The organism is Sphingosinicella soli, from assembly GCF_014199685.1.
GTDB classification, from domain to species: domain Bacteria; phylum Pseudomonadota; class Alphaproteobacteria; order Sphingomonadales; family Sphingomonadaceae; genus Sphingosinicella; species Sphingosinicella soli.
In genome coordinates this window covers 12,299-38,731 of the sequence record NZ_JACHNZ010000012.1, presented here as the reverse complement: position 1 = coordinate 38,731, position 26,433 = coordinate 12,299, and the positions used below count along the sequence as shown (strand labels likewise).

The following is a 26,433-nucleotide window of genomic DNA, read 5'->3' as shown; positions in this document are numbered from 1 at the left end:
ATCAGCGGTCGAGCCTCCTCAAAATCGCATCCCAGATCATTCCTGCCGTGTCGGTGCCGTTGAAGCGGTCGATGGCGACGATGCCGGTGGGCGAGGTGACGTTGATCTCGGTGAGATAGCCGTCGATCACGTCGATTCCGACGAAAAGCAGCCCGCGCCGTTCCAGCTCGGGCGCCAGTCGCGCGCAGATTTCCTCTTCGCGCGCGGTGAGCAGCGTTTTCGCCGCATTGCCGCCCGCCGCCAGGTTGGACCGGATCTCGCCGGCCTTGGGCAGGCGGTTGATGGCGCCCGCCACCTTGCCGTCCACCAGAACGATGCGCTTGTCGCCGTCGCTTACCTTGGGAAGGAAGCGCTGCACCATGAACGGCTCTCGCCACACGCTCGAGAACAGCTCGACGAGCGCGGGCAGGTTGCCGTCGTCCTCGCCCAGCTTGAACACGGCGGCACCGGCGTTGCCGTGCAGCGGCTTGATGACGATCGCGCCGTAGCGGCGGCGGAACGCCAGCACCTCCTCGAGCCGCCGCGTGATGAGCGTCGGCGGCATCAGATCGGCGAACTGGGTGACGAACAGCTTTTCAGGGGCGTTGCGCACCTCGCGCGGGTTGTTCACCACCAGCGTTTCGCCGTCGAGCATTTCGAGCAGGTGCGTGGCGGTGATGTAGCCGATATCGAACGGCGGATCCTGCCGCATCAGCACGACATCGACATCGCTGCCCAGATCGAGATCGCGCGCTTCGCCCAGCGTATAATGGTCGCCCGCGACGGCGCGCACCGAAACCGGCCGCGCATGGGCGATCACGCGGCCGCCGCGCCAGGAAAGCTCATCGGCGAGATAATGCCACATCGTGTAGCCGCGCTCCTGCGCCTTCAGCATCAGCGCGAAGGTCGAATCGCCCGCGATGTTGATGTGCGCGATGGGGTCCATCTGGACGGCGACGTTGAGGCTCATGGAAAATCCCTTCGATTCGAACGGCCCTCTAGCAGCTAAGCCCAATCGCCGTCGACCACGCCTTCGAAGTGGCGGGGCAGGCGGCCCTTCGAAATCACCAGCGCATCGATGCGCGCGCCGTCGCAGCCCGCGATGTAGCGGCCGAGCACGAGATTGGCCGCGCGCGTAACCCGCCGCAGCCGCGCGGGCTCCAGCGCGGCGGACGCATCCAGATCGCTGTTGCGCGCTTTCACTTCCACAAACGCCAGCAGGCGGCCGCGCCGCGCCACGATATCGATTTCGCCCGCCGGTGTGCGGATGCGCTGCCCGAGGATGCGGTAGCCTTTCAGTTTCAGCCACAGCGCGGCGATGCGTTCGGCGCGGCGGCCGTGCCGTTCGGCCGCCTGCCGCTTCACTGCGCCCCGCGCAGTTCGAGCGCGCGGGCATAGACCTGCTTGCGGGGGAGGCCGAGCGCGGCGCTCACCTCGGCAACGGCGGTTTTCAGCGGCTGCGCGTCCATCGCGGCGGCAAGCGCCGCGTCGAGCGTCTCGGCATCCGCCGGCGCGGCCGGTTCGGGCGGGCCGACGACGATCACGATTTCGCCCTTGGGCGGCGCGTCCGCGTAGCGCGCGGCAAGGTCGCCGAGCGTGCCCGTCACGGTTTCCTCGAACGCCTTGGTGATCTCGCGCGCAACGGCTGCGGGCCGGTCGCCGAGCCCTGCCTTCAAGGCTGCGAGCGTTCGCCCGAGCCGGCTTCCGGATTCGTAGAACACCAGCGTGGCGTCGAGCCCGGCGAGTTCGGCGATCGTATCCGCCGCCGCCTTCGCCTTGGCGGGAACGAACCCGGCAAACAGGAAACGGTCGGTGGGAAGCGCCGCCAGCGTCAGCGCAGCAATCGCCGCGCACGGCCCGGGAATCGTCGTGACCGGTATGTGCTGCGCGCGCGCCTCGCGCACCAGCTTGAAGCCGGGATCGGAGATCAGCGGCGTGCCCGCGTCGCTGACCAGCGCGACCGAATCGTTTCGCATGCGTTCCAGCAGCCGCGCACGCGCACGGCTGTCACTATGGTCGTGGTAGGGCACCATCGGGCGGTCGCTGCCGATGCGCGCAAGCAGCTTTGCTGTCACTCGCGTATCTTCAGCGGCGATTAAGCCGGCGGCCCTCAGCACGTCGGCGGCGCGCAGCGTGATGTCGCCCAGGTTGCCGATGGGCGTCGCCACGATGTAAAGGCCGGGTTCCAGATCAAGGGGTAAGGGTGCCATGGACATGTCGATCTACAGCATGGAGCGACGCGGGCGATTTTGGAATCGCTGTTTTTCGGGCTTGAAGCAAACGCTGCTGCCGCTTGCGGCGCTTGCCGCCGCCGCATGTACGCAAACCGTGCAGAAAGCGCCGGAAGTCGAGGCGCCGCCGCCGCCGCCGCCGACCGTGGAAGCGCCCAGGGAAATTCCGCAGAACCGCGTCGCGCTGTTGCTGCCGATGTCGGGCAGCACCGCGCGCGTCGGCCAGTCGCTCGCGAACGCCGCCAACATGGCGCTGCTCGATGTGAAGGCCACGAACATCAAGCTCACCGTTTATGATACCGCGCCCGGTGCGGCGGCGGCGGCGCGCCGCGCGGTGGCGGAGGGCAACAAGCTCTTCCTCGGGCCGCTGCTCGCGCCCGATGTCACCGCTGTTCGCGGCGTCGCCAAGGCGGCGGGCATTCCCATCATCTCCTATTCGAACGACGCCACTGTCGCCGGAAACGGCGTCTATATCCTCGGCTACCAGCCCGATCAGTCGATCGACCGCGTCGTGCGCTACGCGCGCGCGCAGGGCGTCGAGCGCTTCGGGGCGCTCGTGCCCGCAGGCAACTACGGCCAGCGCGCGTCGGGCGCGATGCTGCGCGCGGTGCGCGATGCAGGCGGCAAGGTCACGGCGGTGGAAACCTACGAGCGCTCGCGCGCCAAGCTGCAGGCCGCCGTCCGCCGCCTTACGGACTATGAAGCGCGCGTTGCGCGGGCGAGCCAGGGCGGCATCGTTCGCGCCGACGGCACGGTTGCGCCCGTTCAGGAACGGCTCGGGCCGGTCTCCTTCCAGGCGCTGCTGATCGCGGACGGCAGCCAGATCGCGTCCGCCTTCCTCGGCCCGCTCACGCAATATGGCGCGGGGCCGGGCAAGGTCCGCTACCTCGGCCCCGAACTCTGGAACGCCGAGCCGGGCATCCGCAGCGTGCAGGGTCTGCACGGCGCCTGGTACGCCAGCGTGCCCGACACGCGGTTCCAGCAGCTCGCCTCGCGCTACCGTGCGAAGTTCGGCGGCGCGCCGTCGCGGCTCGCCAGCCTCGGCTACGATTCGGTGCTGCTGGTGAACGCCATCGCGGGTGATTGGACGATCGGCTCCAGCTTCCCCGAAGCCCGCCTGCGCGATTCGGACGGCTTCGCGGGCGTGGACGGCATCTTCCGCTTCGGCGCATCGGGCATCGCCGATCGCGGCCTCGAAGTGGGGCAGGTGGGCGCCTCGGGCGCCACCGTCGTCTCCCCCGCGCCGCGCACCTTCGCGAAGCGTCCGGGGGCCTGACGCACCCTGCCTATGTCAGCAACCTTGAAACCACGGCGTTGAGCAGCGGCTGGCCCTTGTCGGTCAGCCGCAAACGCCCATTTCCCCAGACGACGAGCCCAAGCCGCGTGGTCTCCTCGAGGCCCGCATCGCTGACGACATCGCCGAGCCCGACCCCCGTGCGCTCGGCAAACACCGCCTCATCGATACCCTCAAGCAGCCGCAGCCCCATCATCAGCGCCTCGTCGGCGCGGGTTGGCCCGTCGAGCGGCGTTTCGCTCGCGACCGCCGATTTCAGCCACGCTTCGGGCAGCCGCGTCCGCAGTGTCGCCATGCCGCCGCGCCGCCCGTGCGCGCCGGGGCCGACGCCCGCGTAGTCGCCGTAGCGCCAGTAGGTGAGGTTGTGGCGGCTTTCCGCGCCCGGCCGCGCGTGGTTCGAAACCTCGTAGGCGGGCAGCCCCGCCGCGGCCGTCATCGCGCGCGTCATCTCGAACATGCCGAGCGAGGCGTCTTCTTCCGGCAGGCTCAGCCGCCCCAGCCGCGCGCGCGTCGCGAACGCCGTGCCCGGTTCGATGGTCAGCTGGTAGAGCGACAGATGCTCGGTGCCGAACGCCAGCGCGCGCGACAGTTCGGCCTCCCATTCGCCGGGCGTCTGCCCCTCGCGCGCGTAGATGAGATCGAAGCTCACGCGCGGGAAATGCCGCTGCGCCACGCCCAGCGCGGCAAACCCTTCGTCAAGATCGTGCGCGCGGCCCAGCGCCTTCAGTGCCGTGTCATCGAGCGCCTGCAGCCCCAGCGACACGCGGTTCACGCCCGCCGCCGCGAAGCCCGCGAACCGCTCCGCCTCGACGCTCGAAGGGTTCGCCTCCAGCGTGATCTCGGCGTTCTCGAAGCCCCACAGACGGTCGGCGGCATCGATGATCGCGGCCACGGTTGCGGGCGACATCAGCGAAGGCGTGCCGCCGCCGAAGAACAGGCTCGAAAGCCGCCGCGCGGGTGTCAGGCGCGCCTCGTATTCCATGTCGGCGATCAGCGCGTCGCGCCACGCCGCTTCGTCCACGCGCTCGCGCACGTGGCTGTTGAAGTCGCAGTACGGGCATTTGGAGACGCAGAACGGCCAGTGGACGTAAAGCGCGAGCGGCCCTGCTATTTCAGGCATGCCTCAACCAATTGGGTGAACGCGCGCGCGCGGTGGCTCATCGCGTGCTTGGCGTCCGGCGCCATCTCGCCGAAGCTGATGTCGTGTCCTTCGGGCACGAACATGGGGTCGTAGCCGAAGCCCTTCTCGCCGCGCGGCGGCCACACGAGCGCGCCGTGGACATGGCCTTCGAAGGTTTCGACGTGCCCGTCCGGCCACGCCAGCGACAGCGCGCAGGTGAAGTGCGCGCCGCGGTCCCCGGCATCGCCGAGCGCCTCGTGCACCTTGCGCATCGCGAGGCCGAAGTCCTTCTCCGGTCCCGCCCAGCGCGCCGAATAGATGCCCGGATCGCCGCCGAGCGCGTGAACGCTCAGCCCCGAATCGTCGGCCAGCGCCGGAAGCCCCGATCCGCGCGCGGCGGCGAGCGCTTTCAGCTCGGCATTGCCGCGAAACGTCGTTTCCGTCTCGTCCGGCTCCGGCAGCCCCGCATCGCCCGCCGATACGGGCGCGATGCCGAAGGGCGCCAGCAGATCACGGATTTCCCGCACCTTGCCGGGGTTGTGACTCGCCACGATCAGCGTGCCGGGGAGGAGCGTCCGCGCCACGGGTCTAGCGTCCCGTCGCCTTCGCCTGCGCCGCGTAGATCTTGCCGCAGCCGATCCGCGCGAGGCGCATCATGCGCAGCAGCGTCTCCTCGTCGAACGGATCGCGCTCCGCCGTGGCCTGCACTTCCACGATGCCGCCCTTGTCGGTCATCACGAAGTTGGCGTCGGTCTCGGCGGCGGAATCTTCCGGGTAGTCGAGGTCGAGCACCGCCGTACCCTCGTAGACGCCGCAACTGATCGCGCCGACCTGCGCGCGAATGGGGTCGACCGTCAGCACTCCGTCCGCCATCAATTTGTCGATCGCGATGCGCAGCGCCACCCACGCGCCCGAAATCGCCGCCGTGCGCGTGCCGCCGTCGGCCTGCAGCACGTCGCAGTCGATGGTGATCTGCCGCTCGCCGAGCGCCTTCATGTCCACGACCGTGCGCAGCGAACGCCCGATCAGCCGCTGGATTTCCTGAGTGCGGCCGGATTGCTTGCCCTTCGCCGCCTCGCGCGATCCGCGCGTGTGCGTGGCGCGGGGCAGCATGCCGTATTCGGCCGTCACCCAGCCTTCGCCCTTGCCGCGCAGGAACGGCGGCACGCGCTCTTCCAGGCTCGCCGTCACCAGCACGTGCGTATCGCCGAACTTCACGAGGCACGATCCTTCGGCGTGGCGGGAAAAGCCGGGGATCATTTCGATGGTGCGCATCTCGTCGGGCGCGCGGCCGGAAGGTCGCATGAAAACTCCTGTGCGGGGAATGGTATGTGCCGCGCCGTGTACCGGCTTGGGGTGCGTGGGTCCAGATCACTTGAGAGGAGGCCGCCGCCACCCTACATTCCAGCGCGATGACAAGCGGCCCGACCATAACAGAGCTATCCGATCGCGCCCGCGCCGTGTTCCGGCAGGTCGTCGAGGAATATATCACGTCGGGCACGCCGGTGGGGTCGAAGACGCTTGCGACCCGCCCGGACAGTCTCGGCCTGTCGCCCGCATCGATCCGCTCGGTGCTGCACGATCTGGAACGCGGCGGCCTGCTCGGCAGCCCGCACACGTCGGCGGGGCGCATTCCCACCGATTTCGGCCTGCGCCTGTTCGTTGACGGCATGATGCAGGCAAGCGAGGCGGGCGCGGAGGAGCGCGCCGCCATCGAGGCGGGGCTCACCGCATCGGACCGCGTCGTCGAAGACGTGCTTTCCCGCGCGACGGCGGTGCTTTCCGGGCTCTCGTCCTGCGCGGCGGTGGTCATGGTGCCGCGCACCGAGCGCGTGCTGCGCCAGGCGAGCTTCACGGCCTTGTCGCCCACGCGCATCCTCGCGATCCTCGTGGCCGACGACGGCACGGTCGAGAATCGCATCGTCGATCTGGAATATCCCGTGTCTTCCGCCGCGCTCGTCGAAGCCGGGAACTATCTGACCGCGCGCCTTGCGGGCGGAACGCTTGCCGACGCCACCACGCGGCTGCAGCGCGAGATCGAAACCGAACGCGCGCTGATCGACAGCGCCACGCACGATCTCATCGCGCGCGGCATCGCGAGCTGGTCGGCGGACGATGCGGATCGCTCGGTGCTCATCGTGCGCGGCCAGTCGCATCTTCTCGACGATGCGGCGGAGGCGGATCTTCAGCGCGTGCGTTCGCTGCTCGCCGATCTTGACGACAAGGTCGAAATGCTGCGCGTTCTCGATGACGCGCGCGAGGCGCGGGCGATGAAAATCTTCATCGGCTCGGAAAACAAGCTCTTCTCGCTCTCCGGCTCATCGGTTATCGCCGCCCCCTATAGCGGTGCGGAAGGGCGGATCGTGGGCGTCGTGGGCGTCATCGGCCCCACGCGTCTGAACTACGCACGCATCGTACCCATGGTGGATTATACCGCCCGAACCCTCAGCAGGCTGATAGGATGACTGACGAAAACGAAAAGTTGACCCCCGAGGATATCGCTGCCGCAGAGCAGCCGGTGGAAACGCCGGAGCCCGACCCGCTGGCGGAAAAAGACGCGGAGATCACCGATCTGAAGGATCGCATGCTGCGCGCCGTCGCGGAAACGGAAAACGTGCGCCGCCGTCTCGAACGTGAAAAGGCGGACGCGGTCGCCTATGCCGTCACGGGCTTCGCGCGCGACCTGCTCGGCGTTGCCGATAACCTCCGCCGCGCGCTCGATGCCGCCGCCAAGGACGATGTCGTGGCCAGTCCGCTGCTGTCGGGTGTCGAGATCACGGAAAAGGAACTCCTGAAGGCGTTCGACAAACACGGTATCGCGCGCATCGAAAGCGTCGGCCAGAAGCTCGATCCGAACCGGCATCAGGCGATGCTGGAGGTGGAGCAGGAAGGCGCCGAGCCCGGCACCATCGTTGCCGAGCTGCAAACCGGTTATGTCCTCAAGGAGCGCCTGCTGCGTCCCGCGATGGTCACTGTCGCGAAGGCGGGATGAACCGATGACAACGCCCGATCCGATCTGCGGCGTGTGGCAACTCGATCAGTGGGTCGAGTTCCGCGACGGCGATCCCTACGTGCTCGATGCGGGCGGGCGCATCTTCTATGATCCCGAAGGTCACATGAGCGCGATCCTCACGCGGCAGGTGGACGGCCATCCGCTCGTCATCGCCTATGCGGGCCGCTGGCGGCGCGAGGGCGACGATATCCACCACGCCGTCGAGCACGCCACGGTCGCGCGCTGGGTCGGCACCACGCTCACCCGCCGCATCATGGAGTTCGACCCCACCGGCGAAGGCCGGCTTCTGCTCCGCACCCCGCCGGAAACCAGCCGCTCCGGCGCCGAGTTCTTCCACGATCTGATCTGGGTGCGCGCGGTTTAGGTCGACCCCGCGAGCCATCAGGTTGTGCGTCGCTCGACTTCGCTCGGGATGACAAATGTAGCCTATAAAGGGCTTTCATCCCGAGCGAAGTCGAGGGACGCACCCTGCGGGAACAGCATCCCGCCCCCCCCCCAAATCCTCACGCCATCCCTCGACCCGCCGCCCCACGAAAAGGCAGCAGCGCATCATAGGTCGCGAGCGGCGGGGTGCCCGGTACGTCGCCGCCCATGCGCTTCACGTAGGCGTCGCGAACGATTTCGGCCTGCTGTTCCAGTCCGTAGTCTTGGAAAACCTTGCCCGACTTCAGCGGCAGATAGTCGTAGCGCGCCAGCGGTCCGCGTTTCAGGATCAGGTTCACGCCCTGCTGGTGCTGCCACACGTGCGCCAGCTCGTGAACGATCAGTCCCTGCAGGAACAGCGAGGCCTCGCTGAAATCCTCGCGCCATGCGCTGTTGTTGGGGTGGAACCAGATGTGCCCGTCGGGCGCCATCACCACCCACGCCGGTTGCAGCCACCACCATTTGGCCCGCCGGATGGAAACGCGCGCAAGATCGATCGCGTCGCCGAACGCCCGGCGCGCCATCGCGCGTTCACCGTCGGTCAGCGCTCTAATGATGCGAATGCTCTCCGGCCTTGGCCTTCATCTCGGGCGCCGTCGCGCTCATGGCGTGCGCGGAGACGGCGACGCGTCCGGCCTTTTCGAACACGAAGGTCAGCGGCACGCGCGAATCGGGTTTCGTGGCGGGCAGGCCGAACACCATCACGTGCATGCCGCCCGGTTTCATCGCGATCTTCTGGCCCGGCTTCACGGGAAGCGCGACGAGCGGGAGCATGCGCATCACGCCGTTTTCGGCCTTCGTCGTGTGCAGCTCGAACCGCGCGGGCTTGGGGCCTTCCACGGCGATCAGCCGGTCCGCCATCGCGCCGCCCGTGATCGTCGCATAGGCGGCGGCCGGGCGCCCGGAAACGACGGGCAGCCGAACCCAGGCGTTGCTCACGGCAGGCGCATTGGGGCCAGCATTGGGGGGGGCGGCCATCGCCCGACCGCCGACTGCTGCGGCCACGAGCAGCAGCAGGGCTGCCGCATAGGCTGCAATTCCAAGGTTTCTGTCGGTGCGCGCCACGTTGCTGTATCCTTTGCCTGACGAATCCATCGTTCCGCTTGCGCGTGTCATGCCACATTCGGTGCGGGCTGCGCCATGCGGCAGCTCGTCCTCATAGGCGCGGGAATCGCAGCGGCTGCGGCTGCGCGCTCTTGTATGGCGTGCGCGCTGTTCCTACATCGCCCGCGTAGACCGACGACGCTGCGGCACGTTTGCGCGGCGCCGGGGTCAATCGTCTGTTCCTGCTTGGAATCTGAAAGAGGAAACACGGAAGATATGGGCAAGGTAATCGGTATCGACCTTGGCACGACCAACAGCTGCGTCGCCGTGATGGAGGGCAGCAAGCCCAAGGTCATCGAGAACGCCGAAGGCGCGCGCACGACGCCGTCGATGGTCGCCTTCACCAAGGATGGCGAGCGCCTCGTCGGCCAGCCGGCGAAGCGCCAGGCGGTGACGAACCCGGACAATACGGTGTTCGCGGTGAAGCGCCTCATCGGTCGCCGTTTCGACGACCCCGTCACCAAGAAAGACATGGCGCTCGTTCCCTATCACATCGTGAAGGGCGGCAACGGCGATGCGTGGGTGAAGGCCGGCGGCGAGGATTACAGCCCGTCGCAGGTGTCCGCCTTCATCCTCCAGAAGATGAAGGAAACCGCCGAAAGCTATCTCGGCGAGACCGTCACGCAGGCCGTCATCACCGTGCCCGCCTACTTCAACGACGCCCAGCGCCAGGCCACCAAGGATGCCGGCAAGATCGCCGGGCTTGAAGTGCTGCGCATCATCAACGAGCCGACCGCCGCGGCGCTCGCCTACGGGCTTGAGAAGAACGACGGCAAGACCATCGCGGTCTACGATCTGGGCGGCGGCACCTTCGATGTGTCCGTGCTGGAAATCGGCGACGGCGTGTTCGAGGTGAAGTCCACCAACGGCGACACGTTCCTCGGCGGCGAGGATTTCGACGCCAAGATCGTCGATTATCTCGCCGACGGTTTCAAGAAGGACGAAGGCATCGATCTTCGCGGCGACCGTCTGGCGCTCCAGCGTCTCAAGGAAGCGGCCGAGAAGGCCAAGATCGAATTGTCTTCGGCGCAGGTGACCGAGGTCAATCTGCCCTTCATCACCGCCGATCAGACCGGCCCGAAGCACCTCGTGAAGACGATCACGCGCGCCGACCTTGAAAAGCTCGTCGGCGATCTCGTCGCCCGCACGCTGGAGCCGTGCCGCAAGGCTTTGAAAGACGCCGGGCTCGACAAGGACAAGATCGACGAGGTCGTCCTCGTCGGCGGCATGACGCGCATGCCGCTCGTCCGCGAAGAGGTGAAGAAGTTCTTCGGCAAGGAACCGCACACGGGTGTGAACCCCGATGAGGTCGTCGCGATGGGCGCCGCCATTCAGGCGGGCGTGCTGCAGGGCGACGTCAAGGACGTGCTGCTCCTCGACGTAACGCCGCTGTCGCTCGGCATCGAGACGCTGGGCGGCGTGTTCACGCGCATGATCGATCGCAACACGACAATCCCGACCAAGAAGAGCCAGGTCTATTCGACCGCCGAGGACAATCAGGGCGCGGTGACGATCCGCGTCTTCCAGGGCGAGCGCGAGATGGCGGCGGACAACAAGGCGCTCGGCCAGTTCGATCTCGTCGGCATTCCCGCCGCGCCGCGCGGCGTGCCGCAGATCGAGGTCACCTTCGACATCGACGCGAACGGCATCGTCAACGTCTCGGCCAAGGACAAGGGCACCGGCAAGGAGCAGCAGATCCGCATCCAGGCGTCCGGCGGTCTTTCCGACAACGACATCGAACAGATGGTGAAGGACGCCGAGAAGTTCGCCGAAGACGACAAGAAGCGCCGCGCCAAGGCCGAGGCCCGCAACCAGGCGGACAGCCTCGTCCATTCGACCGAGAAGCAACTCGCCGAGCACGGCGACAAGGTCGATGCCTCCACGAAGGGCGGCATCGAAACCGCGATCGCCGCGCTGAAATCGGTGCTCGATTCGGATGACGTCGACGACATCAACGCCAAGACGCAGGCGCTCGCGCAGGAAGCGATGAAACTCGGCGAGGCGGTCTACAAGGCGGAAGCCGCGGCCGCATCACCCGAAGCGGACGCGCAGGCCTCCACGTCATCGAACGACGATGTGGTCGATGCCGAGTTCTCGGAAGTCGACGAAGACAAGAAAGCGTAAGCACGGTAGCGGCCGCCGCTCTGCGGGCGGTGGCCGTTCCGGCGGGGGCAGACCGGACGTATGGCTGAAGCCGATTACTATGAACTGCTCGGGATCGAGCGCACGGCCGACGGCGCGACGATCAAGTCGGCCTATCGGCGGCTCGCGATGCAGTACCACCCCGACAAGAACGGCGGCTGCACAGACGCCGAAGCGAAGTTCAAGGCGATCAGCGAAGCCTATGATTGCCTGAAAGACGATCAGAAGCGCGCCGCCTACGATCGCTACGGCAAGGCGGCGTTCCAGAACGGCGGCCCCGGCAACGGCGGCGGCGGCGCTGGCTTCGGCGACTTCGCCGACATTTTCGAAGGCATTTTCGGCGATTTCATGGGCGGCGGTCGCCAGCGCCAGCGCAGCAGCGCGATGCGCGGCGCGGACCTGCGCTACGATCTCAATCTCAGCCTGGAGGAAGCCTTCGCGGGCAATACGCGGACCATCGAGATCGATGTCGCCGCCGTCTGCGCGCCCTGCGACGGTTCGGGCGCGGCCCCGGGCGCCACCGCCAGCACGTGCGGCACCTGCGGCGGTCACGGCAAGGTGCGCGTGCAGCAGGGCATGTTCCTGATGGAACGCACCTGCCCGAGTTGCCACGGCGCCGGGCGCGTCATCTCCGATCCCTGCAAGGCGTGTCACGGCGCGGGCCGCGTCGACAAGCACAAGTCGCTCGACGTGCGCATTCCCGCCGGTGTCGACGACGGCACCCGCATCCGCCTGACGGGCGAGGGCGAGGGCGGTGCGCGCGGCGGTCCGCCGGGCGATCTCTACATCTTCGTGCATCTCGAAGCGCACGACATCTTCGAGCGCGACGGCACCAACCTTTATGTGAAGGTGCCCGTGGCGATGACGCTCGCGGCGCTCGGCGGCACGATCGAGGTGCCGTCGATCGATCGGGACGTGGTCGAGCTTAAAATCCCGGGCGGCACGCAGAGCGGCAAGCAGTTCTCGCGGCGCGGGCAGGGCATGCCGGCGCTGAACGGCGGCGGGCGCGGCGATCTCATCATAGAGGTGGAGATCGAAACGCCGACGCGGCTTTCCAAGCGGCAGCGCGAACTTCTCGAAGAGTTCCAGGCGCTGGAGCCGGAGGCCGGAAGCTGCCCCGAAAGCCACGGCTTCTTCGCGAAAATTCGTGCCAAGTGGGATGAGTTGACCGAATAGAGGAGAGCCCGATGATGAAGGTTTACGGGGCGACAATCTCGCCTTTCGTGCGCAAGGTCGTCGTGGCGCTCACCGAAAAGGGGCTCGATTTCGAACTGGCTCCCGTCTCGCTCAGATCGCGCAATCCGGATTTTCTCTCCATCTCGCCGTTCGGCAAGATGCCCGCGTTTCGCGACGGCGATTTCAGCATCGCCGATTCTTCCGCGATCCTTCACTATCTCGATGCGAAATATCCCGACCCCGCCCTCATTCCCGCCGCGCCTGAAGATCGCGCGCGCGCGATCTGGTTCGACGAGTTCGGCGATACGCTGGTGGCGCTTTCGGGCGGCAAGATCTTCTTCAACCGCGTGGTCGGGCCGCGCTTCCTCAAGCAGCCGGGGAACGAGGACACGGTGCAGCAGGGCATCGCCGAATTGCCCCGCCTGTTCGATTATCTCGAAGGCGTCGTCCCCGATCCCGGCGGCTTCCTCGTCGGCGGCGTTTTCGGCCTTGCCGACATCGCCGTGGCGAGCCCGTTCGTGAACCTCTCGCACTGCGCGATCGATGTCGATTGCGCGAAGCACCCCCGGCTCGGCGCGTGGCTGCCCTCGATCCTGTCGCGCCCGTCCTTCGCAAGCGTCATCGCGGAAGAAAAGGCAATGCTGGCGGCCTGACGCGTACCGGATAGAGCCGTTTAATGGCGTACGTCATGCTGAACTTGTTTCAGCATCCATGCTGCGCACGCCTCGAATGCCCCCGCCGAAATGGATGCTGAAACAAGTTCAGCATGACCGTCATTATATACAAGCTGCGCGACCTGAGCCTTGTCTGGACAGGCCGCGCGCACTCCGCCACAGTCCGCGCCATGTCGCTGGAAAGCAAGCTCGACACGTGGGTTGCCGCCGGTCTCATCGATACCGATACCGCCGCGCGTATCCGCGCTCATGAAGAGGCGGGGGATCGCCCCTATGTGCTCTGGGCCATCATCGGGCTCGGCCTGTTCGCGCTCGCGCTCGGCCTCGCGCTCATCGTCGCGGCGAACTGGGATGTCATTGCCGATTGGCTGAAGCTCGGCGCCCATCTCGCGCTGACAGCCGCTGCTGCCGCCGCCGTCTGGTTCGGCGCGGCGCGCGGCAATCGCTGGCTGAAGGAAGGCGCGCTGTTCCTGCTGGCGGCGCTCGTGCTTGCCGGGATCGCGCTGCACTCCCAGGTCTATCAGCTCACCGGGCCGATGTGGCAGGCGCTCGTGCCCTGGCTCCTGTTGATGACCCCCGCGATGCTGATCGCGGGCAGCACGCGCCTTGTCGCCTACGGCTGGTCGGGCATGCTGCTGTGGACGCTGGCGGCGCTCGCCCTGGAAAACGAGCACGCGCACGGCCTCTGGTATTTCGTGCACGGCCTCGCCATCGCGGGTCCGCTCATCCTCATCGGCCTGTCGCTTCTGCCGTGGCGCAGCCGTCTCAGCTTCGCGGACGGGCTTCGCGAGGTGGGCGTTCTCCTCTGGCTCGGCGGCGTCAGCTTGGCGCATTTCGTGTGGGCCGGCACGGTCACGCCTACCGAGGCCGGTGACATGGCCGTGCGTCTTGTCGTACCGGTGGTCGTTGCCGCAGGGGCCGTATGGGCCGGGCGCCGCTGGCGGATGATCCCCCGCGCGATGCTGCTGCCGATCATCGCCGCGCCGATGGCCGCGCTGCTGCTCGCCACGGTGGTTCCCCACGCGGACGGCTGGCCCGCGCGCCTCGCGGGCGCGCTTATCTACATGGCGATGTGGGGGCTCATCGCCCGCGCCGCGATCGCATCGGGCTGGCGCGCGCTGTTCGGCGTTGCCGTCGCTGCCGTCGGCATCCGCATCTTCATCATCTATTTCGAGCTGTTCGGGTCGCTTGCGACCACCGGCGCCGGGCTCATCATCGGCGGCGTGCTGCTGATCGCGCTTGCGCTCGGCTGGCGGCGCGTCTTTGCGCTCGTGGGAAGGGCGCGCGCATGAAGCGCCGGCTCGCCTTCGCCCTGCTGCTCCCGCTCGTCGGGCTCATGCTCAGCATCGCTGCGCGCGAGGCGGGGCTGTCGGGCGCGAGCGAGTGGCGCATTCCGATCGCGGGCTTCGATCCGCGCGATCCGATCCGGGGCCGCTTCATCCAGTTCCGCTACGATTGGCGCGTCGTGGGCGATCCTGCCGTCTGCAAGGGCGCAGCGTGCGGCCTCTGCCTGTCCGAAGAGGCGGGAGAGATTGCCGCGACGATCGCGGCGCCGGGCACGGCCTGCCCCGCGTACATCGATGTAAACGGCAGCAACATCAAGCAGTTCCGTGCCGCGACACAGCCCCCGGAATTTTCAAGCCGCATCTTCGTTTCCGAAACGAGCGCCCCGAAACTTGAAGACATGCTGCGCCGCGAACCGATGGTCGTCGTCGCGCGGCTCACGCGACAGGGCCGCCTCGTCAACGACAGGCTCGAACCGGCGAACTGAAGGGCACAGTCCTTCCCCCCTCCTCTTCAGGGGAGGGGCCGGGGGTGGGGCCTATCCCCACACGCAGCGCCGGGCGGAGATGCCCCACCCCAACCCCCCTGAAGTGGAGGGGCTTCAGAGAGTCGATCAGAATCCGAACGACTCTCACTCTACGTGCATCATCCCGAGCGAAGTCGAGCCCCCGGAATTTTCAAGCCGCATCTTCGTTTCCGAAACGAGCGCCCCGAAACTTGAAGACATGCTGCGCCGTGAACCGATGGTCGTCGTCGCGCGGCTCACGCGACAGGGCCGCCTCGTCAACGACAGGCTCGAACCGGCGAACTGAAGGGCACAGTCCTTCCCCCCTCCTCTTCAGGGGAGGGGCCGGGGGGTGGGGCCTATCCCCACACGCAGCGCCGGGCGGAAACGCCCCACCCCAACCCCTCCCCTGAAGTGGAGGGGCTTCGGAGAGTCGATCAGAATCCCAACGACTCTCACTCTACGATCATCATCCCGAGCGAAGTCGAGGGACGCAGAGCCTCAGTATCGAATGCCTCAAACCCGCTTGGAAATCGCAATCGCGGCCCTGCATCCGGTGCGGATCGCGGCGGAAAGCAGCGGATAGGCGGGGGCCTGTTCGGCGCCGTGGGCGATGGCGATGTCGCGGTGCTCGCGTTCTTCCTCGGCGAACGCCTCGATCCGGGCCTTCAGCTCCGGGTCGCTGTCGCCGAGCGCGTCGGCCTGCTCACGGTAGTGGCGGTCGATCTCGGTCTCGACGGCGGCGGTGCACGCCATCGCCGCGCGCGGGCCCATCAGCGCCGTCGCTGCGCCGAGTGCATAGCCGGCCACGTGCCAGAAGGGCGCCAGCGCGGTCGGGCGCACGCCGCGTGCCACGACCATTTTGTTGAAGACGTCGAGGTGGTGCTGTTCCTGCGCGCGCATCCGCGCGATCTCGGCGCTGTCGGGGTGGCGGTTTCCCATCACCGCGAGCTGCCCCGCATAGATGCGCGCCGCGCCGTATTCGCCCGCCTGATCGACGCGCAGCATCGAAGCGGTGTCCGCGCCGCGATCACCGGGAAGCGGATGTTTCAGCGTTTCAGGATCAGCCACAGCGCGACTCCCGCGATCAGCCCGGAAAGAATGGCATTGTAACCGGCCATCGAAATGCCCGCCAGCGACCACGCGATCTGGTCGCACTGCACAACCGGCGTCGCCAGCACGCTCGAAAGGAAATCGCCCGTGCCGAGGTCGGTCGCGCTGCACGCGCTCGGCCCCTGCCACCAGCGCTGTTCGACACCGGCGTGAAAGACGCCGATCCCGGCGGTGACGAGTTCGGCAAGCGCCGCGAGCAGCAGCAGCGCGCGTCTGCCTGTGCCCGGCACGAACAGCGCCAGGCTGGCGAGAACAAGCGCGGCGGCGTGCGGCCAGCGCTGCCAGATGCACATCTCGCACGGGTGAAGCCCGCCGATATGCTGGAATGCGAACGCACCGCCCAGCAGCGCGGCGGGGCCGATCAGCAGGGTCAGATGCGCAAGGCGCAGCCGCTCAGCCATTCCCGGCCTTCCGCGCCACAAGGCTCGCGCCGACAAGCGTCACGCCCTTGGCTTCAAGCTCCGCCGACCACCGCTCGATCTCGCCGATCGTCGCGGAGACGGGGCGGGCATAGCCCACCGCGTAGCCCCGCCGCTTGGCGGTGGCGACCAGGTCGTCGAGGTTGCGGCGGATGTTGGCGGTGGTTTCGGGTTCGTCGAGGAAGCGGTCGTTGGTGGCGGCGGCAAGACCGATCGCGCGCGCTTCCGTCTCGCCCACGGAGCGTCCCGAAGAGCGGGCGTCCAGATAGAACAGCTGCCGGGCCTTCACCGCGCCCAGCAACGGGCGCATCGCGGCGGCGCTTTCGGTAAACGCGCTGCCCATCATGTTGGTGATGCCGACCGGCGCTTCGACGCGGGAAAGCGCCCAGTCCAGCCGCCGTATGTTCTCCGCCGGGGTTTGCGCGGTAAGCAGCACGTTCTTGCCCGGATTGACGCGCGGATATGATTTGGGCTGCATCGGCACCGAAAGCCACACCTCGTGCCCGCCCGCCCTGGCGGTTTTTGCAAGCTCGCGGGAGGCGTCGGCGTAGGGCGAGAAGGCAAGGCTCACCGCGGCGGGCAAGCGATCGATCGCGGCCTTCGCCGCGGTCGCATTGGGCCCGAGTTCGGTAAGGATGATCGCGACGATCGGCCCGGCCGGAATGGCGGCTGCGGGCGGTGTATCGCGCGCCGCGCGCTGGATTTCGTCGATATCGGGCTTGTCGGCGGGCGGGCTCGCGGTCGCTGGAGCTTGCGCGACCACGGGTTTTGCCGGGGCCTTGATTTCGGGCGTCGGCGCGGGGCGGGCCGCCTCGCCCGTCTGCGCGGCGTGGCTCGGCGCGAACGGCCGCAGCAGTTCCACGAATGCGGTCGCAAGGCCGATGAACAGCACGGCTCCGCCGAGCGCGAGCAGCAGTCCCCGGCCCCGACGTGGGGCGATGTCGTCGCTCAGCGGGACACCTCTGCGGTTTGCACCGGTCCGAGCCGGCCAATGATCTTCATTGCGTAGTCGAGCTGATAATCGCTGACCCCGGCCTTTTCGAGATCGGCGGCGGTCCGCACGAAGCGCGGGTTTTCCTTGTCGTCTTCCTCGATGATCTTGTTGTCCTTCACCGCGTCGTTGCGCAGGTGCTGGCGGAGGTCAGCCTCGCGGATCACGCGGCGTTCCTTGTAGTCGGTGTCCGAAAGCTGCGGCACGATGATATCGGGTTCGATGCCTTCCTCCTGCACGGATCGGCCGGAAGGCGTGAAGTAGCGCGCTGTCGTCAGCCGCAGCGCAGTGTCCTGCGTCATCGGGATCAGCGTCTGCACCGAACCCTTGCCGAAGCTGCGCTGGCCGAGGACGAGCGCACGGCGGTGGTCCTGCAGCGCGCCCGCGACGATCTCTGCGGCGGAGGCTGATCCCTCGTCGACGAGCACGACGATCGGCTTGCCCTTCGTGTCGTCGCCCTCGCGCGCGTAATAGCGCTGCACGTCGCCCTTGCGGCGCCCGCGCTGCGAAACGATTTCGCCGCGTTCCAGGAACGCATCCGACACTTCGATGGCCTGATCGAGCAGCCCGCCGGGGTTGGAGCGCAGATCGACGACGAAGCCGAGCAGTTTGCTGCCTGCCTGCTTCTCCATCTCGGCGATCGCCTGACGCGTCGCCTCGCCGGTCTGCTTGTTGAAGGCGGAAATGCGCAGGATGCCGATGTTGTTCTTCACCTCGTGCTTCACCGGCTTCAGCGAGATGATCTCGCGCTTCAGCGTCAGCTCCATCGGCTTCTGCTGGCCGGTGCGGACGACGGAGATTTTCACGGTGGTGCCCGGCAGCCCCTTCATCTTGTCGACGGCGTCGTCGAGCGACAGGCCGTAGATCAGTTCGCCGTCGATGTGCGTGATGTAGTCACCAGCCTTGATGCCCGCGCGCGCGGCGGGCGTATCGTCGGTCGGCGCGATCACCTTCACGACGCCGTCCTCCTGGCTGACGGTCAGCCCAAGCCCGCCGTACTCGCCCTCGGTCTGCGTCCGCATCCGCTCGAAATTCCGCATGTTGAGAAAGCTCGAGTGCGGATCGAGGCTGGAGAGCATCCCGTTGATGGCGCCCTCGATCAGCTTCTCGTCGGTAACTTCGTCAACATATTCAGCGCGCACCCGCTCGAACACATCCATCAGCTGATCCAGCTGGCGATACGTGCTCGCCGGGTTCGCCGCCTGCACGGCAGTCGTCGAGGGGATGAGCGCGATCGCCACGGCGGGGATCAGCGTGTGCAAAAGCTTACGAGACATCACTTCTTCCTTGTCGTGGCCGGCGGTGCGGCCCCAGTCCCAGCGCATTCGTGCCATCATAGCCATACGCCGATGAATTTACGAGTAACGGATTTCAGCCGTCGCCACCGGTTTTTCGAACATGCTGCGCGGGGTCGATCGGGCGTCCGTCCCGGCGGAGTTCGAGGTAGAGTTCGGGATCGAGCGATCCCATGCGGCCGATCGGCGTTCCCGCCGATACCGTCTCACCGACGAGCACATCGACGCGTTCGAGACCGGACATCATGCTCAGCAGTCCGCCCGGGTGCTGAACGATCACGATGTCCCCGTAAGTGCGGAACGGCCCGGCATAGGCGATGCGGCCCTGTGCCGGGGCCACGACCTGCGCGCCCTTTCGCGTCGACAGCGTCATTCCGCGCGCGCGGACACCGACATGGCTCATGTCTTCAAATCCCTCCACGATGCTTCCCGCCGCAGGTCGCAGATAAGGGAAGGGAAGCGGCGCCGCGTTCCGGACGGGCCGGGGCGGCGCGAGCCGACGGCTGTTGGTGCTCACGCCGTCGTCGAACGCGCCGGCAAGCCCGCGCAGGTCCATCGCCTGCGCGGCAAGCGTCCGCGCGCGTCCGCGCTCCTCGTCTGCTTCGCGATCGAGCGAGTCGCGCGCAGCACGCAGGTCGGTCTGCACGGTGTCGAGTTGACGAATTGCGAGCGAAAGGTCGGTGTTGGCGGCAAGCAACTGCCGCTTCGATGTATCGAGCCGGGTCTGCAAGGCGCGGGACCGGGCAAGGTCGCGGCGATAGACGTTGGTCCGGTCCCGCAGTGTGGGCTGAACCGCTTCCAGCAGCGCGCTCACGCGGGCCGTCGTGACCGCGGACGACGGTTCGAGAAGGACAAGGCCCGCAGGTCTGCGACTCAAGGTCTGGAGGACTGCGAGAAGACGGCTGATCTCGCCGTGCTGCGCGGCGAGGTGCGCGCGCTGTTGACGCCGCATCCGTTCCAGCCGGGCGGTTCCGGCCTCGATGGTGCTCACGCGCGCCTCGCCGTTCTGGATGCGCCGTGCCAGTTCGATCGCCGAATGCCGCGCCGTGCGCGCCCTGTCGTCGGCTGCATCGGCGTCGCGGCGCAGGGCTGCTGCGCGGGAATCGGCACTCAGTGCATCCTGCTCCGCCTTGTCCGCAGGTGCGGCCGCAGCGAGGAGCAGGAAGGCGAGGGCCGCAGCGCGCATCAGCCTTCGCGGTGGTAGGGATGACCGGCGAGAATCGATGTCGCCCGGTAAAGTTGCTCGGCAAGCATCGCGCGCACCAGCAGATGCGGCCATGTTCCCTTGCCGAAGCTGATGAGAAGGTCCGCCTCTGCCCGGGTTTCCGCATCGTGCCCGTCGGCGCCGCCGATCAGGAAGCGTGCCTCCCTCACGCCGTCGTCTCGCCAGCGGCCAAGTCGTTCGGCGAACGCGGCAGAGGGCAGGGTGTCGCCGCGCTCATCGAGTGCCACCAGCCGGCAATCGCCGGCGGGCGGCGGTACACGCCCGCCGCGATCGGGAAGTTCGGTGATGCGAAAGGGCCAGTTCATCCGCGCGCGGTACCGCTCGACCAGATCGGCCTCCGGGCAGCGCCCGATGCGTCCGCGCGCGATGACATGGAGGAGCACCTCAGGCGGTTGCGGCTGCCGCCGGGGTTTTGTCGAAGGCCCACATTTTTTCGAGGTTGTAGAAGCTTCGTACCTCGGGTCGGAACAGGTGAACGATCACGTCGTCCGCGTCGATGAGCACCCAATCGGCTGCGGGAAGGCCTTCGATCCGCACGCCCCGGCCGAGGTCCGACTTGATCTTTTCGGCGAGTTTCTGTGCCATCGACGCCACCTGCCGCGTGGAGCGACCGCTGGCGATGATCATGTGATCGGCGATTTGCGTCTTTCCGCTGAGCGGAATGTCGATGACATCGACGGCCTGATCGTCGTCGAGCGACTTCAGGATGAGGGCGTGCAGCTCTTCGGAGCTTCCGCCTTCATGGTCGCCGGGCGTTGCCGCGGCGCTGCTGGGAGACAATCCTTATCCCTTCGGGTTCGTTGCACCAATTCGGCTCGCCCATCCCGGATCGCGTGTGCGGATCGCCGTGGCGGAGGAGGGATCGAGCGGGATCGAAAGGATCACAATCGCCGGCAGCTCCCATTCAGCCCAGTGTTTTGCACGCGCTTCACCGCGGACATGCCGCCGAAGCCACGCCATGGCCGGAGCCCGGCGTGCCCGACCAATGTAGTCTCCCCGCGCCATTACGGCAATCGGCACTTCGCGCGCGATGTCGCGCCAGCGTTTCCAGCGGCTGAACTGCAACAGATTGTCTGCGCCCATGATCCAGATGAACCGGTGCTGGGGGAAGGTGCGCTTCAGCGCGGTGATGGTATCGTCGGTATAGGCGGTGCCCAGCGACGCTTCGATATCCGTGGGCCGGATGCGCGGATGCCGCGCAGTGCGGCGGGCGGAGGCCATGCGCGCCGCAAGCGGCGCCATGTCCGCCTTGTCTTTCAGGGGGTTCTGGGGACTGACCAGCCACCACACCTCGTCAAGCGCGAGCCGGCGGAGCGCCTCGATACTGATGTGCCTGTGGCCGCCGTGCGCAGGGTTGAACGAGCCGCCGAGAAGCCCGATTCGCGCCACTAGAGCCCTGCCGCCTGCGCGGCAATCTCGTAGGAACGGAGCCGTGCATCCTGATCGAAGATCATGCCTGTGACCATCAATTCGTCCGCGCCTGTTTCCGTCACGAAGGCGCGCATCTGCTTCGCCACCGTTTCGGCGCTGCCGACGGCGGAGCAGGAGAGGGTGCGGGTCAGGTGGGCCTGAAGATCGGCCGGCAGCGATTCGCGGTATCCGGGGACAGGCGGCGGCAGGCGGCCGGGCTGGCCCGTAACCAGATTCACGAATGCCTGCTGCTGCGACGTTGCGAGGATGGAAGCCTCTTCGTCCGTATCGGCAGCGATCACGTTGTATCCGAGCATCAGGTACGGCTTGTCGAGATGGACGGAGGGCTTGAAATGCCCGCGATAGACCTCGATCGCCTGGCCGAGCGCCTGCGGGGCGAAGTGCGAGGCGAAGGCGTAGGGCAGGCCGAGATGCGCGGCGAGACTCGCGCCGAACAGGCTGGAGCCGAGAATCCACACATCGACGTCGGCGCCGTTCCCCGGCACTGCGGGCACGGGCCCTTCCCCCCGGAAATAGGCAAGCACTTCCTGCACTTCCTGCGGAAAACGCTCCGATGCGGCGTGAAGGTCGCGGCGGATCGCCTGCGACACCTTCTGATCGGAACCGGGTGCGCGGCCGAGACCCAGATCGATACGGCCGGGGTAGAGGGCATCGAGCGTGCCGAACTGCTCGGCGATGAGCAGCGGCGCGTGGTTCGGCAGCATGATCCCGCCCGCGCCGACGCGGATCGAAGACGTCGCGCCCGCGATGTGGCCGATCAGCACCGATGTCGCGGCGCTCGCGATACCCGGCATGCCATGGTGCTCGGCGAGCCAGAGACGCCGATAGCCTAGCCGTTCGCCCGCCTGCGCGAGCGCTACTGAATTGGCGAACGATTGCCGGATGGTGCTGCCCTGAACGACGGGCGACAGGTCGAGGATCGAAAGCGGGGTCATGCGGCCATCACGGGCGGACCTGCCCGTTGCCGCGCACCAGCGTTTTGTATGTGGTGAGCCCTTCGAGCGCGACCGGGCCGCGCGCGTGCAGGCGGCCCGTGGCGATGCCGATTTCCGCGCCGAAGCCGAACTCTCCGCCGTCCGCGAACTGGGTGGAGGCATTGTGAATCACAATGGCGCTGTCCACGCCTGCAAGGAAGCGGTTCGCTGTGTCGGTGTTTTCAGTGACGATGCTCTCGGTGTGCGCGCTCCCGTGGCGGGCGATGTGCGCCGCAGCGCCGCCGACGCCGTCCACCACCTTCGCGGAGATGATCGCGTCGAGATATTCGGTGCCCCAATCCGCATCATCGGCCGCAACGACACGCGCATCGATCGCGCGGATGGTATCGTCGCCGCGCACTTCGCAGCCTGCGTCGAGCAGTGCCTTCACGACGCGCGCGCCGGTTTCCTGTGCGGCTTCGTCTATCAGCAGCGTTTCAGCTGCGCCGCAGACGCCGGTACGGCGCAGCTTGGCGTTGAGCGCGATGGCCTCGGCCTTGTCCGCGTCGGCGTCCTTGTCGATGTAGACGTGGCAGATGCCGTCGAGGTGCGCGAGCACGGGCACGCGCGCTTCCGACTGCACGCGCGCGACGAGGCCCTTGCCGCCGCGCGGGATGATGATGTCGATAAGGCCTGCGGCCCCCAGCATCGCACCGACGGCAGCGCGGTCGGGCGTGTCCACCAGTTGCACCGCGTCAGCCGGAAGCCCTTCTCTGGTGATGCCGGAAATGAACGCTGCGTGCAGCGCCTGCGAGGTGCCTAGCGCTTCCGATCCGCCGCGCAGGATGCAGGCGTTGCCGGACATCAGGCACAGCGCGCCTGCGTCCACGGTTACGTTCGGGCGGCTTTCGTAGATGATGCCGATGACCCCGAGCGGCACGCGCACCTGTTCGAACTTCAGTCCGTTCGGCTGCGTCCAGCCCTTGATCGTTGCGCCGACGGGGTCGGGCAGGTTCGCGACCGCCTCGACACCCGCCGCAATGCCTTCGAGGCGGGAGTCATCGAGCCGCAGCCGGTCGAGCATAGCCCCCGATGTGCCGCGCGCTTCGGCGCCCTTCATATCGTCGGCATTGGCGGCGAGGATCGCGGGCGCTGCGGCGCGGATGGCCTCTGCGGCAGCTTTCAGCGCGGCAGCCTTGCGCGCGGTCGGCGTCGCCGCGAGCGTGCGGGACGCAGCGCGTGCGGCGCGGGCCATGGCGGCAATGCGGGCTTCGATGTCATTCATAGCAGAACCAGATGATCCCTGTGTACCATTGCGGAGCGCGGCGCATAGCCGAGGATCTCCGCCTGCGCTTCCGTACGCATGCCCGCGATGGCGCGCGCATCGGCGATATCGTAGCCCGCGAGCCCGCGTGCAAGGACATGGCCGTTTTCGTCGGCGATCTCGACGGCGTCGCCGCGCGCGAATTTGCCCTCCACCTGCCGCACGCCCGCCGCGAGCAGGCTGCCGCCGCGCTGGAGAGCCTTTGCCGCGCCCGCGTCGATGGTGATCCGACCGGCGGAGGTGAGGCGCCCTGCGAGCCACGCCTTGCGCGCGCGGCTGGGAGAAACGGCTGCGAACAGCGTGCAGCGGCCGGTTCGCTCCAGCCGCGCGAGCGGATTGATCTCGGTGCCCTGCGCGATGCCCAGCGGGATACCGCTCTTGCAGGCAATGCGCGCCGCCGCGACCTTGGCGCCCATGCCGCCCGAGCCCATCGCGGCACTTTCGCCCAGCGTCACGCGCTTCAGAACAGCGTCGATATCATCGACGCGCGCGATCAGTTCCGCCTCCGGGTCGCTGCGCGGATCGGCGGTGAAAAGCCCGTCGATGTTGGAAAGCAGCAGTACGCCCTCCGCTGTCGCGGCCTGTCCGACACGCGCGGCGAGGCGGTCGTTGTCGCCGAAGCGGATTTCCTCCGTCGCGACGCTGTCGTTCTCGTTGAGCACCGGGACGACGCCGAGCCCAAGCAGGCGCTCCAGCGTGGCGGCGGCGTTCAGGAACCGGCGGCGATCTTCAAGATCGCCGAGCGTCAGCAGCATCTGCGCGGCGGTAATGTTCCTGTCGGCAAGCAGTTCGGCCCACGCCTGGCTCAGCAGGATCTGGCCGGTTGCCGCAGCGGCCTGCGCGTCCTCAAGGCAGGCGCGTCCGCCTTTCGGCAGTCCGAGTCGCCGCGCACCGAGCGCGATGGCGCCCGACGACACGACAACGATACGCTGGCCGCGCGCGCGGCGATCGGCGATGTCAGCGGCGAGACTTTGCAGCCATTCGCGGCGGAGCCTGCCGTCCTCGTCGACCAGCAGGGCCGATCCCACCTTGACGACCAGACATTTGCAGTTGCCCGGTGAAAAGGGGCTCAGATCGGTGACCATGCTGCCTGCTTGTCCGCCTCTTTCTTCCCTGAGCGCGCACGTTCGCCGACTTCTTTCAGCAGAGCATCGAGCACGCTTGTCACGCCTTCGCCTGTCGCAGCCGAAACCAGATGGACCTCGTGTCCGCACGCCTTTTCAAGCGCGCGCTGCTTGGCTGCGCGCGCCCGTCCATCGACAAGATCGATCTTGGTCAGCGCGACGACCTGCGGCTTGTCTTCAAGACCTGCGCCATAGGCCTCCAGTTCATCCACAATGGTGCGGTACGCCTTGGTGGGAGACGCTGCGCTTGTATCGACGAGATGCAGCAGCACGCGGCAGCGCTCGATATGGCCTAGGAAGCGATCGCCGATACCGACGCCGTCGGCGGCGCCCGCGATAAGACCGGGGATATCCGCAAGCACGAATTCCCGGTCCCGGTGCAACACGACGCCAAGCTGCGGTTTCAGCGTCGTGAACGGATAGGCGCCGACCTTGGCGTTGGTATTGGTAACGGCGTTGATGAAGGTGGATTTGCCGGCATTCGGCAGGCCGAGCAGACCCGCATCCGCCAGCAGCTTCAGCCGCAGCCAAACCCACATTTCCTCACCGGGAATACCCGGCTGCGACTGACGCGGCGCGCGGTTCGTCGATGTCTTGTAGGATGCATTGCCGCGCCCGCCCATGCCGCCGTGCAGGAAGGTGATGCGCTCGCCCACGGTCGTAAGATCGGCGAGCAGGGACTGCTCTTCATCGTCAGCGAGAATCTGCGTGCCCACCGGCACGGGGATAACGAGATCATCGGCTGAAGCGCCGGTCTGGTTGCGTCCAGCACCGCCATCGCCGCGCGGTGCCTTGAAGTGCTGGCGATACCGGAAATCGATGAGCGTATTCAGTCCATCAACGGCCTCGAAAATGATGTCGCCGCCCTTGCCGCCGTTGCCGCCGTCGGGGCCGCCCTGTTCGATGAACTTTTCACGGCGAAACGACACGGCGCCGGGGCCGCCGCCGCCGGAGCGCAGGTAGATCTTTGCCTGATCGAGAAACTTCATGCCGCTTCCCTATACATGCCGATGCGATCTAGCCAGCGATCCCGTGACAGGCGGTATTCGACCGAATCGATCTCGCAGCCCCGCGCCAGGCAGGGATAGGGAATGATCTCGCCGGTAGGAAGGAAGCCGAGCTTTCTCAGAACCTTGCCGGAAGCCGGATTGTCGATGAAATGGCCCGCGCCGAGCATGGTGTTGCCCGCGCTCAGGAACGCCGCCGCAATGACAGCTTCGGCAGCCTCGAACGCGATGCCCTTGCCCCAGTGCCTCCGCGCTATCCAATAGCCGATCTCGGGAATGTTGATGCTGTCGTTCCAGCGTCCGAAGCCGACGCCGCCGACGAGCTCCGCAGCACCGTTCGTACGCAGGAAAACGAGGCAGCTCGCTTCGCGTGCCGGGGCTTCGGCATCGCGTGCGATCTTTTGCCGGGCATCGTTGATGCCATAGGGCCACGGCGCGGTGGCGAGATTGCGGACGATAGCCTCATCGGCGATCGCGGCGGAGAGCGCCTTGGCGTCCTCCGGCCAGGCGGGTCTCAGAAACAGCCGTTTCGTGCGCGCAAACATGTCTCGCTCCATTTGCCCGATCGGGAAGGGAGAGACGAAAAAAGGGAGATGGCGACCCATCTCCCTATCCCAGTGCAAATGCACCTGTTCAGGGGCCGCC

Annotated in this window: 31 protein-coding genes; 10 read left to right on the top strand and 21 right to left on the bottom strand. The window is 67.2% G+C overall.

What is annotated here, in order from left to right:
- Nucleotide 1: 1 nt before the first annotated feature.
- From gshB to rsmI, 3 genes are read right to left on the bottom strand one after another with little or no spacing between them, the layout of a single operon-like run.
- Complete coding sequence (gshB, locus tag GGQ98_RS06605; protein WP_184066898.1) at nucleotides 2-949, bottom strand: glutathione synthase; 948 nt, start codon at nucleotides 947-949, stop codon at nucleotides 2-4.
- A 35-nt stretch (nucleotides 950-984) separates the two neighbouring features.
- A complete protein-coding gene (locus tag GGQ98_RS06600; protein WP_184066895.1) occupies nucleotides 985-1,344 on the bottom strand; it encodes a YraN family protein in 360 nt (119 codons plus the stop codon).
- On the bottom strand, nucleotides 1,341-2,189 hold the full coding sequence (gene rsmI, locus GGQ98_RS06595) for a 16S rRNA (cytidine(1402)-2'-O)-methyltransferase (RefSeq protein WP_184066892.1): 849 nt from the start codon (nucleotides 2,187-2,189) through the stop codon (nucleotides 1,341-1,343). The genes GGQ98_RS06600 and rsmI overlap by 4 nt, the downstream gene beginning before the upstream one ends.
- 61 nt (nucleotides 2,190-2,250) lie before the next feature.
- Here rsmI and GGQ98_RS06590 point away from each other — a divergent pair, with 61 nt between their 5' ends.
- Nucleotides 2,251-3,486, top strand: coding sequence for a penicillin-binding protein activator (locus tag GGQ98_RS06590; protein WP_243451738.1), 1,236 nt, complete (start codon nucleotides 2,251-2,253; stop codon nucleotides 3,484-3,486).
- 10 nt (nucleotides 3,487-3,496) lie between these two features.
- On the opposite strand, the gene hemW is transcribed toward GGQ98_RS06590, so the two are convergent.
- The 3 genes from hemW to rph are packed head-to-tail and all read right to left on the bottom strand — an operon-like array spanning nucleotide 3,497 to nucleotide 5,929.
- A complete protein-coding gene (gene hemW, locus GGQ98_RS06585) occupies nucleotides 3,497-4,624 on the bottom strand; it encodes a radical SAM family heme chaperone HemW (protein WP_184066889.1) in 1,128 nt (375 codons plus the stop codon).
- Entirely contained in the window at nucleotides 4,612-5,208 is a 597-nt protein-coding gene (gene rdgB / locus GGQ98_RS06580; RefSeq protein ID WP_184066886.1) for an RdgB/HAM1 family non-canonical purine NTP pyrophosphatase, read from the bottom strand. Before rdgB ends, hemW begins: the two co-directional genes overlap by 13 nt.
- A 4-nt stretch (nucleotides 5,209-5,212) precedes the next feature.
- On the bottom strand, nucleotides 5,213-5,929 hold the full coding sequence (gene rph, locus GGQ98_RS06575; RefSeq protein ID WP_184066883.1) for a ribonuclease PH: 717 nt from the start codon (nucleotides 5,927-5,929) through the stop codon (nucleotides 5,213-5,215).
- A gap of 107 nt (nucleotides 5,930-6,036) precedes the next feature.
- On the opposite strand from rph, the gene hrcA reads away from it, so the two are divergent.
- From hrcA to GGQ98_RS06560, 3 genes are read left to right on the top strand one after another with little or no spacing between them, the layout of a single operon-like run.
- Nucleotides 6,037-7,089 carry a heat-inducible transcriptional repressor HrcA gene (hrcA, locus tag GGQ98_RS06570; protein ID WP_184066880.1) on the top strand — a complete coding sequence of 351 codons (1,053 nt, stop codon included), beginning with the start codon at nucleotides 6,037-6,039 and terminating at the stop codon, nucleotides 7,087-7,089.
- Nucleotides 7,086-7,616 (top strand): nucleotide exchange factor GrpE, encoded by a 531-nt coding sequence (gene grpE / locus GGQ98_RS06565; protein WP_184066877.1) that lies wholly within the window; start codon nucleotides 7,086-7,088, stop codon nucleotides 7,614-7,616. The genes hrcA and grpE overlap by 4 nt, the downstream gene beginning before the upstream one ends.
- A gap of 4 nt (nucleotides 7,617-7,620) precedes the next feature.
- Nucleotides 7,621-8,001, top strand: coding sequence for a lipocalin-like domain-containing protein (locus GGQ98_RS06560; RefSeq protein WP_184066874.1), 381 nt, complete (start codon nucleotides 7,621-7,623; stop codon nucleotides 7,999-8,001).
- 139 nt (nucleotides 8,002-8,140) lie between these two features.
- On the opposite strand, the gene GGQ98_RS06555 is transcribed toward GGQ98_RS06560, so the two are convergent.
- The gene (locus tag GGQ98_RS06555) at nucleotides 8,141-8,584 is read right to left on the bottom strand and encodes a vgr related protein (protein WP_184066871.1); all 444 of its coding nucleotides are present in this window, start codon (nucleotides 8,582-8,584) and stop codon (nucleotides 8,141-8,143) included.
- A gap of 25 nt (nucleotides 8,585-8,609) precedes the next feature.
- A complete protein-coding gene (locus tag GGQ98_RS06550) occupies nucleotides 8,610-9,125 on the bottom strand; it encodes a copper chaperone PCu(A)C domain-containing protein (protein ID WP_184066868.1) in 516 nt (171 codons plus the stop codon).
- Nucleotides 9,126-9,380: 255 nt separating this feature from the next.
- Here GGQ98_RS06550 and dnaK point away from each other — a divergent pair, with 255 nt between their 5' ends.
- From dnaK to GGQ98_RS06520, 6 genes are all read left to right on the top strand, one after another.
- Complete coding sequence (dnaK, locus tag GGQ98_RS06545) at nucleotides 9,381-11,288, top strand: molecular chaperone DnaK (RefSeq protein ID WP_184066865.1); 1,908 nt, start codon at nucleotides 9,381-9,383, stop codon at nucleotides 11,286-11,288.
- Between the two features lie 60 nt (nucleotides 11,289-11,348).
- A complete protein-coding gene (dnaJ, locus tag GGQ98_RS06540; RefSeq protein WP_184066862.1) occupies nucleotides 11,349-12,482 on the top strand; it encodes a molecular chaperone DnaJ in 1,134 nt (377 codons plus the stop codon).
- Between the two features lie 11 nt (nucleotides 12,483-12,493).
- Entirely contained in the window at nucleotides 12,494-13,135 is a 642-nt protein-coding gene (locus tag GGQ98_RS06535) for a glutathione S-transferase family protein (RefSeq protein ID WP_341534151.1), read from the top strand.
- Between the two features lie 113 nt (nucleotides 13,136-13,248).
- Entirely contained in the window at nucleotides 13,249-14,448 is a 1,200-nt protein-coding gene (locus GGQ98_RS06530) for a DUF2157 domain-containing protein (RefSeq protein ID WP_184066859.1), read from the top strand.
- On the top strand, nucleotides 14,445-14,927 hold the full coding sequence (locus GGQ98_RS06525; protein ID WP_184066856.1) for a GDYXXLXY domain-containing protein: 483 nt from the start codon (nucleotides 14,445-14,447) through the stop codon (nucleotides 14,925-14,927). Before GGQ98_RS06530 ends, GGQ98_RS06525 begins: the two co-directional genes overlap by 4 nt.
- A 79-nt stretch (nucleotides 14,928-15,006) precedes the next feature.
- Nucleotides 15,007-15,252 carry a hypothetical protein gene (locus GGQ98_RS06520; RefSeq protein WP_184066853.1) on the top strand — a complete coding sequence of 82 codons (246 nt, stop codon included), beginning with the start codon at nucleotides 15,007-15,009 and terminating at the stop codon, nucleotides 15,250-15,252.
- A gap of 209 nt (nucleotides 15,253-15,461) precedes the next feature.
- On the opposite strand, the gene GGQ98_RS06515 is transcribed toward GGQ98_RS06520, so the two are convergent.
- From GGQ98_RS06515 to GGQ98_RS06455, 13 genes are all read right to left on the bottom strand, one after another.
- Nucleotides 15,462-15,953 carry a demethoxyubiquinone hydroxylase family protein gene (locus tag GGQ98_RS06515; protein WP_184067032.1) on the bottom strand — a complete coding sequence of 164 codons (492 nt, stop codon included), beginning with the start codon at nucleotides 15,951-15,953 and terminating at the stop codon, nucleotides 15,462-15,464.
- Nucleotides 15,954-15,994: 41 nt separating this feature from the next.
- Complete coding sequence (locus GGQ98_RS06510) at nucleotides 15,995-16,459, bottom strand: disulfide bond formation protein B (RefSeq protein ID WP_184066850.1); 465 nt, start codon at nucleotides 16,457-16,459, stop codon at nucleotides 15,995-15,997.
- Nucleotides 16,452-17,369, bottom strand: a complete 918-nt coding sequence (locus GGQ98_RS06505) for a divergent polysaccharide deacetylase family protein (RefSeq protein ID WP_184066848.1) — start codon at nucleotides 17,367-17,369, stop codon at nucleotides 16,452-16,454. The genes GGQ98_RS06510 and GGQ98_RS06505 overlap by 8 nt, the downstream gene beginning before the upstream one ends.
- A 56-nt stretch (nucleotides 17,370-17,425) precedes the next feature.
- Nucleotides 17,426-18,745: a S41 family peptidase gene (locus tag GGQ98_RS06500; protein ID WP_184067030.1), complete on the bottom strand. Its 1,320-nt coding sequence runs from the start codon at nucleotides 18,743-18,745 to the stop codon at nucleotides 17,426-17,428.
- Between the two features lie 94 nt (nucleotides 18,746-18,839).
- Nucleotides 18,840-19,949: a murein hydrolase activator EnvC family protein gene (locus GGQ98_RS06495; protein ID WP_184066845.1), complete on the bottom strand. Its 1,110-nt coding sequence runs from the start codon at nucleotides 19,947-19,949 to the stop codon at nucleotides 18,840-18,842.
- Complete coding sequence (locus tag GGQ98_RS06490; protein WP_184066842.1) at nucleotides 19,949-20,371, bottom strand: 23S rRNA (pseudouridine(1915)-N(3))-methyltransferase RlmH; 423 nt, start codon at nucleotides 20,369-20,371, stop codon at nucleotides 19,949-19,951. Before GGQ98_RS06490 ends, GGQ98_RS06495 begins: the two co-directional genes overlap by 1 nt.
- A gap of 1 nt (nucleotide 20,372) precedes the next feature.
- A complete protein-coding gene (gene rsfS / locus GGQ98_RS06485) occupies nucleotides 20,373-20,768 on the bottom strand; it encodes a ribosome silencing factor (protein ID WP_184066839.1) in 396 nt (131 codons plus the stop codon).
- A gap of 3 nt (nucleotides 20,769-20,771) precedes the next feature.
- The gene (locus GGQ98_RS06480) at nucleotides 20,772-21,377 is read right to left on the bottom strand and encodes a nicotinate-nucleotide adenylyltransferase (RefSeq protein ID WP_184066836.1); all 606 of its coding nucleotides are present in this window, start codon (nucleotides 21,375-21,377) and stop codon (nucleotides 20,772-20,774) included.
- The gene (locus GGQ98_RS06475; protein ID WP_184066833.1) at nucleotides 21,377-22,354 is read right to left on the bottom strand and encodes an LLM class flavin-dependent oxidoreductase; all 978 of its coding nucleotides are present in this window, start codon (nucleotides 22,352-22,354) and stop codon (nucleotides 21,377-21,379) included. Before GGQ98_RS06475 ends, GGQ98_RS06480 begins: the two co-directional genes overlap by 1 nt.
- Before the next feature lie 7 nt (nucleotides 22,355-22,361).
- A complete protein-coding gene (locus GGQ98_RS06470; protein ID WP_184066830.1) occupies nucleotides 22,362-23,618 on the bottom strand; it encodes a glutamate-5-semialdehyde dehydrogenase in 1,257 nt (418 codons plus the stop codon).
- Complete coding sequence (gene proB / locus GGQ98_RS06465) at nucleotides 23,615-24,742, bottom strand: glutamate 5-kinase (RefSeq protein WP_184066827.1); 1,128 nt, start codon at nucleotides 24,740-24,742, stop codon at nucleotides 23,615-23,617. The genes GGQ98_RS06470 and proB overlap by 4 nt, the downstream gene beginning before the upstream one ends.
- The gene (obgE, locus tag GGQ98_RS06460) at nucleotides 24,727-25,770 is read right to left on the bottom strand and encodes a GTPase ObgE (protein WP_184066824.1); all 1,044 of its coding nucleotides are present in this window, start codon (nucleotides 25,768-25,770) and stop codon (nucleotides 24,727-24,729) included. The genes proB and obgE overlap by 16 nt, the downstream gene beginning before the upstream one ends.
- On the bottom strand, nucleotides 25,767-26,333 hold the full coding sequence (locus tag GGQ98_RS06455; RefSeq protein ID WP_184066821.1) for a GNAT family N-acetyltransferase: 567 nt from the start codon (nucleotides 26,331-26,333) through the stop codon (nucleotides 25,767-25,769). Before GGQ98_RS06455 ends, obgE begins: the two co-directional genes overlap by 4 nt.
- Between the last annotated feature and the right edge of the window lie 100 nt (nucleotides 26,334-26,433).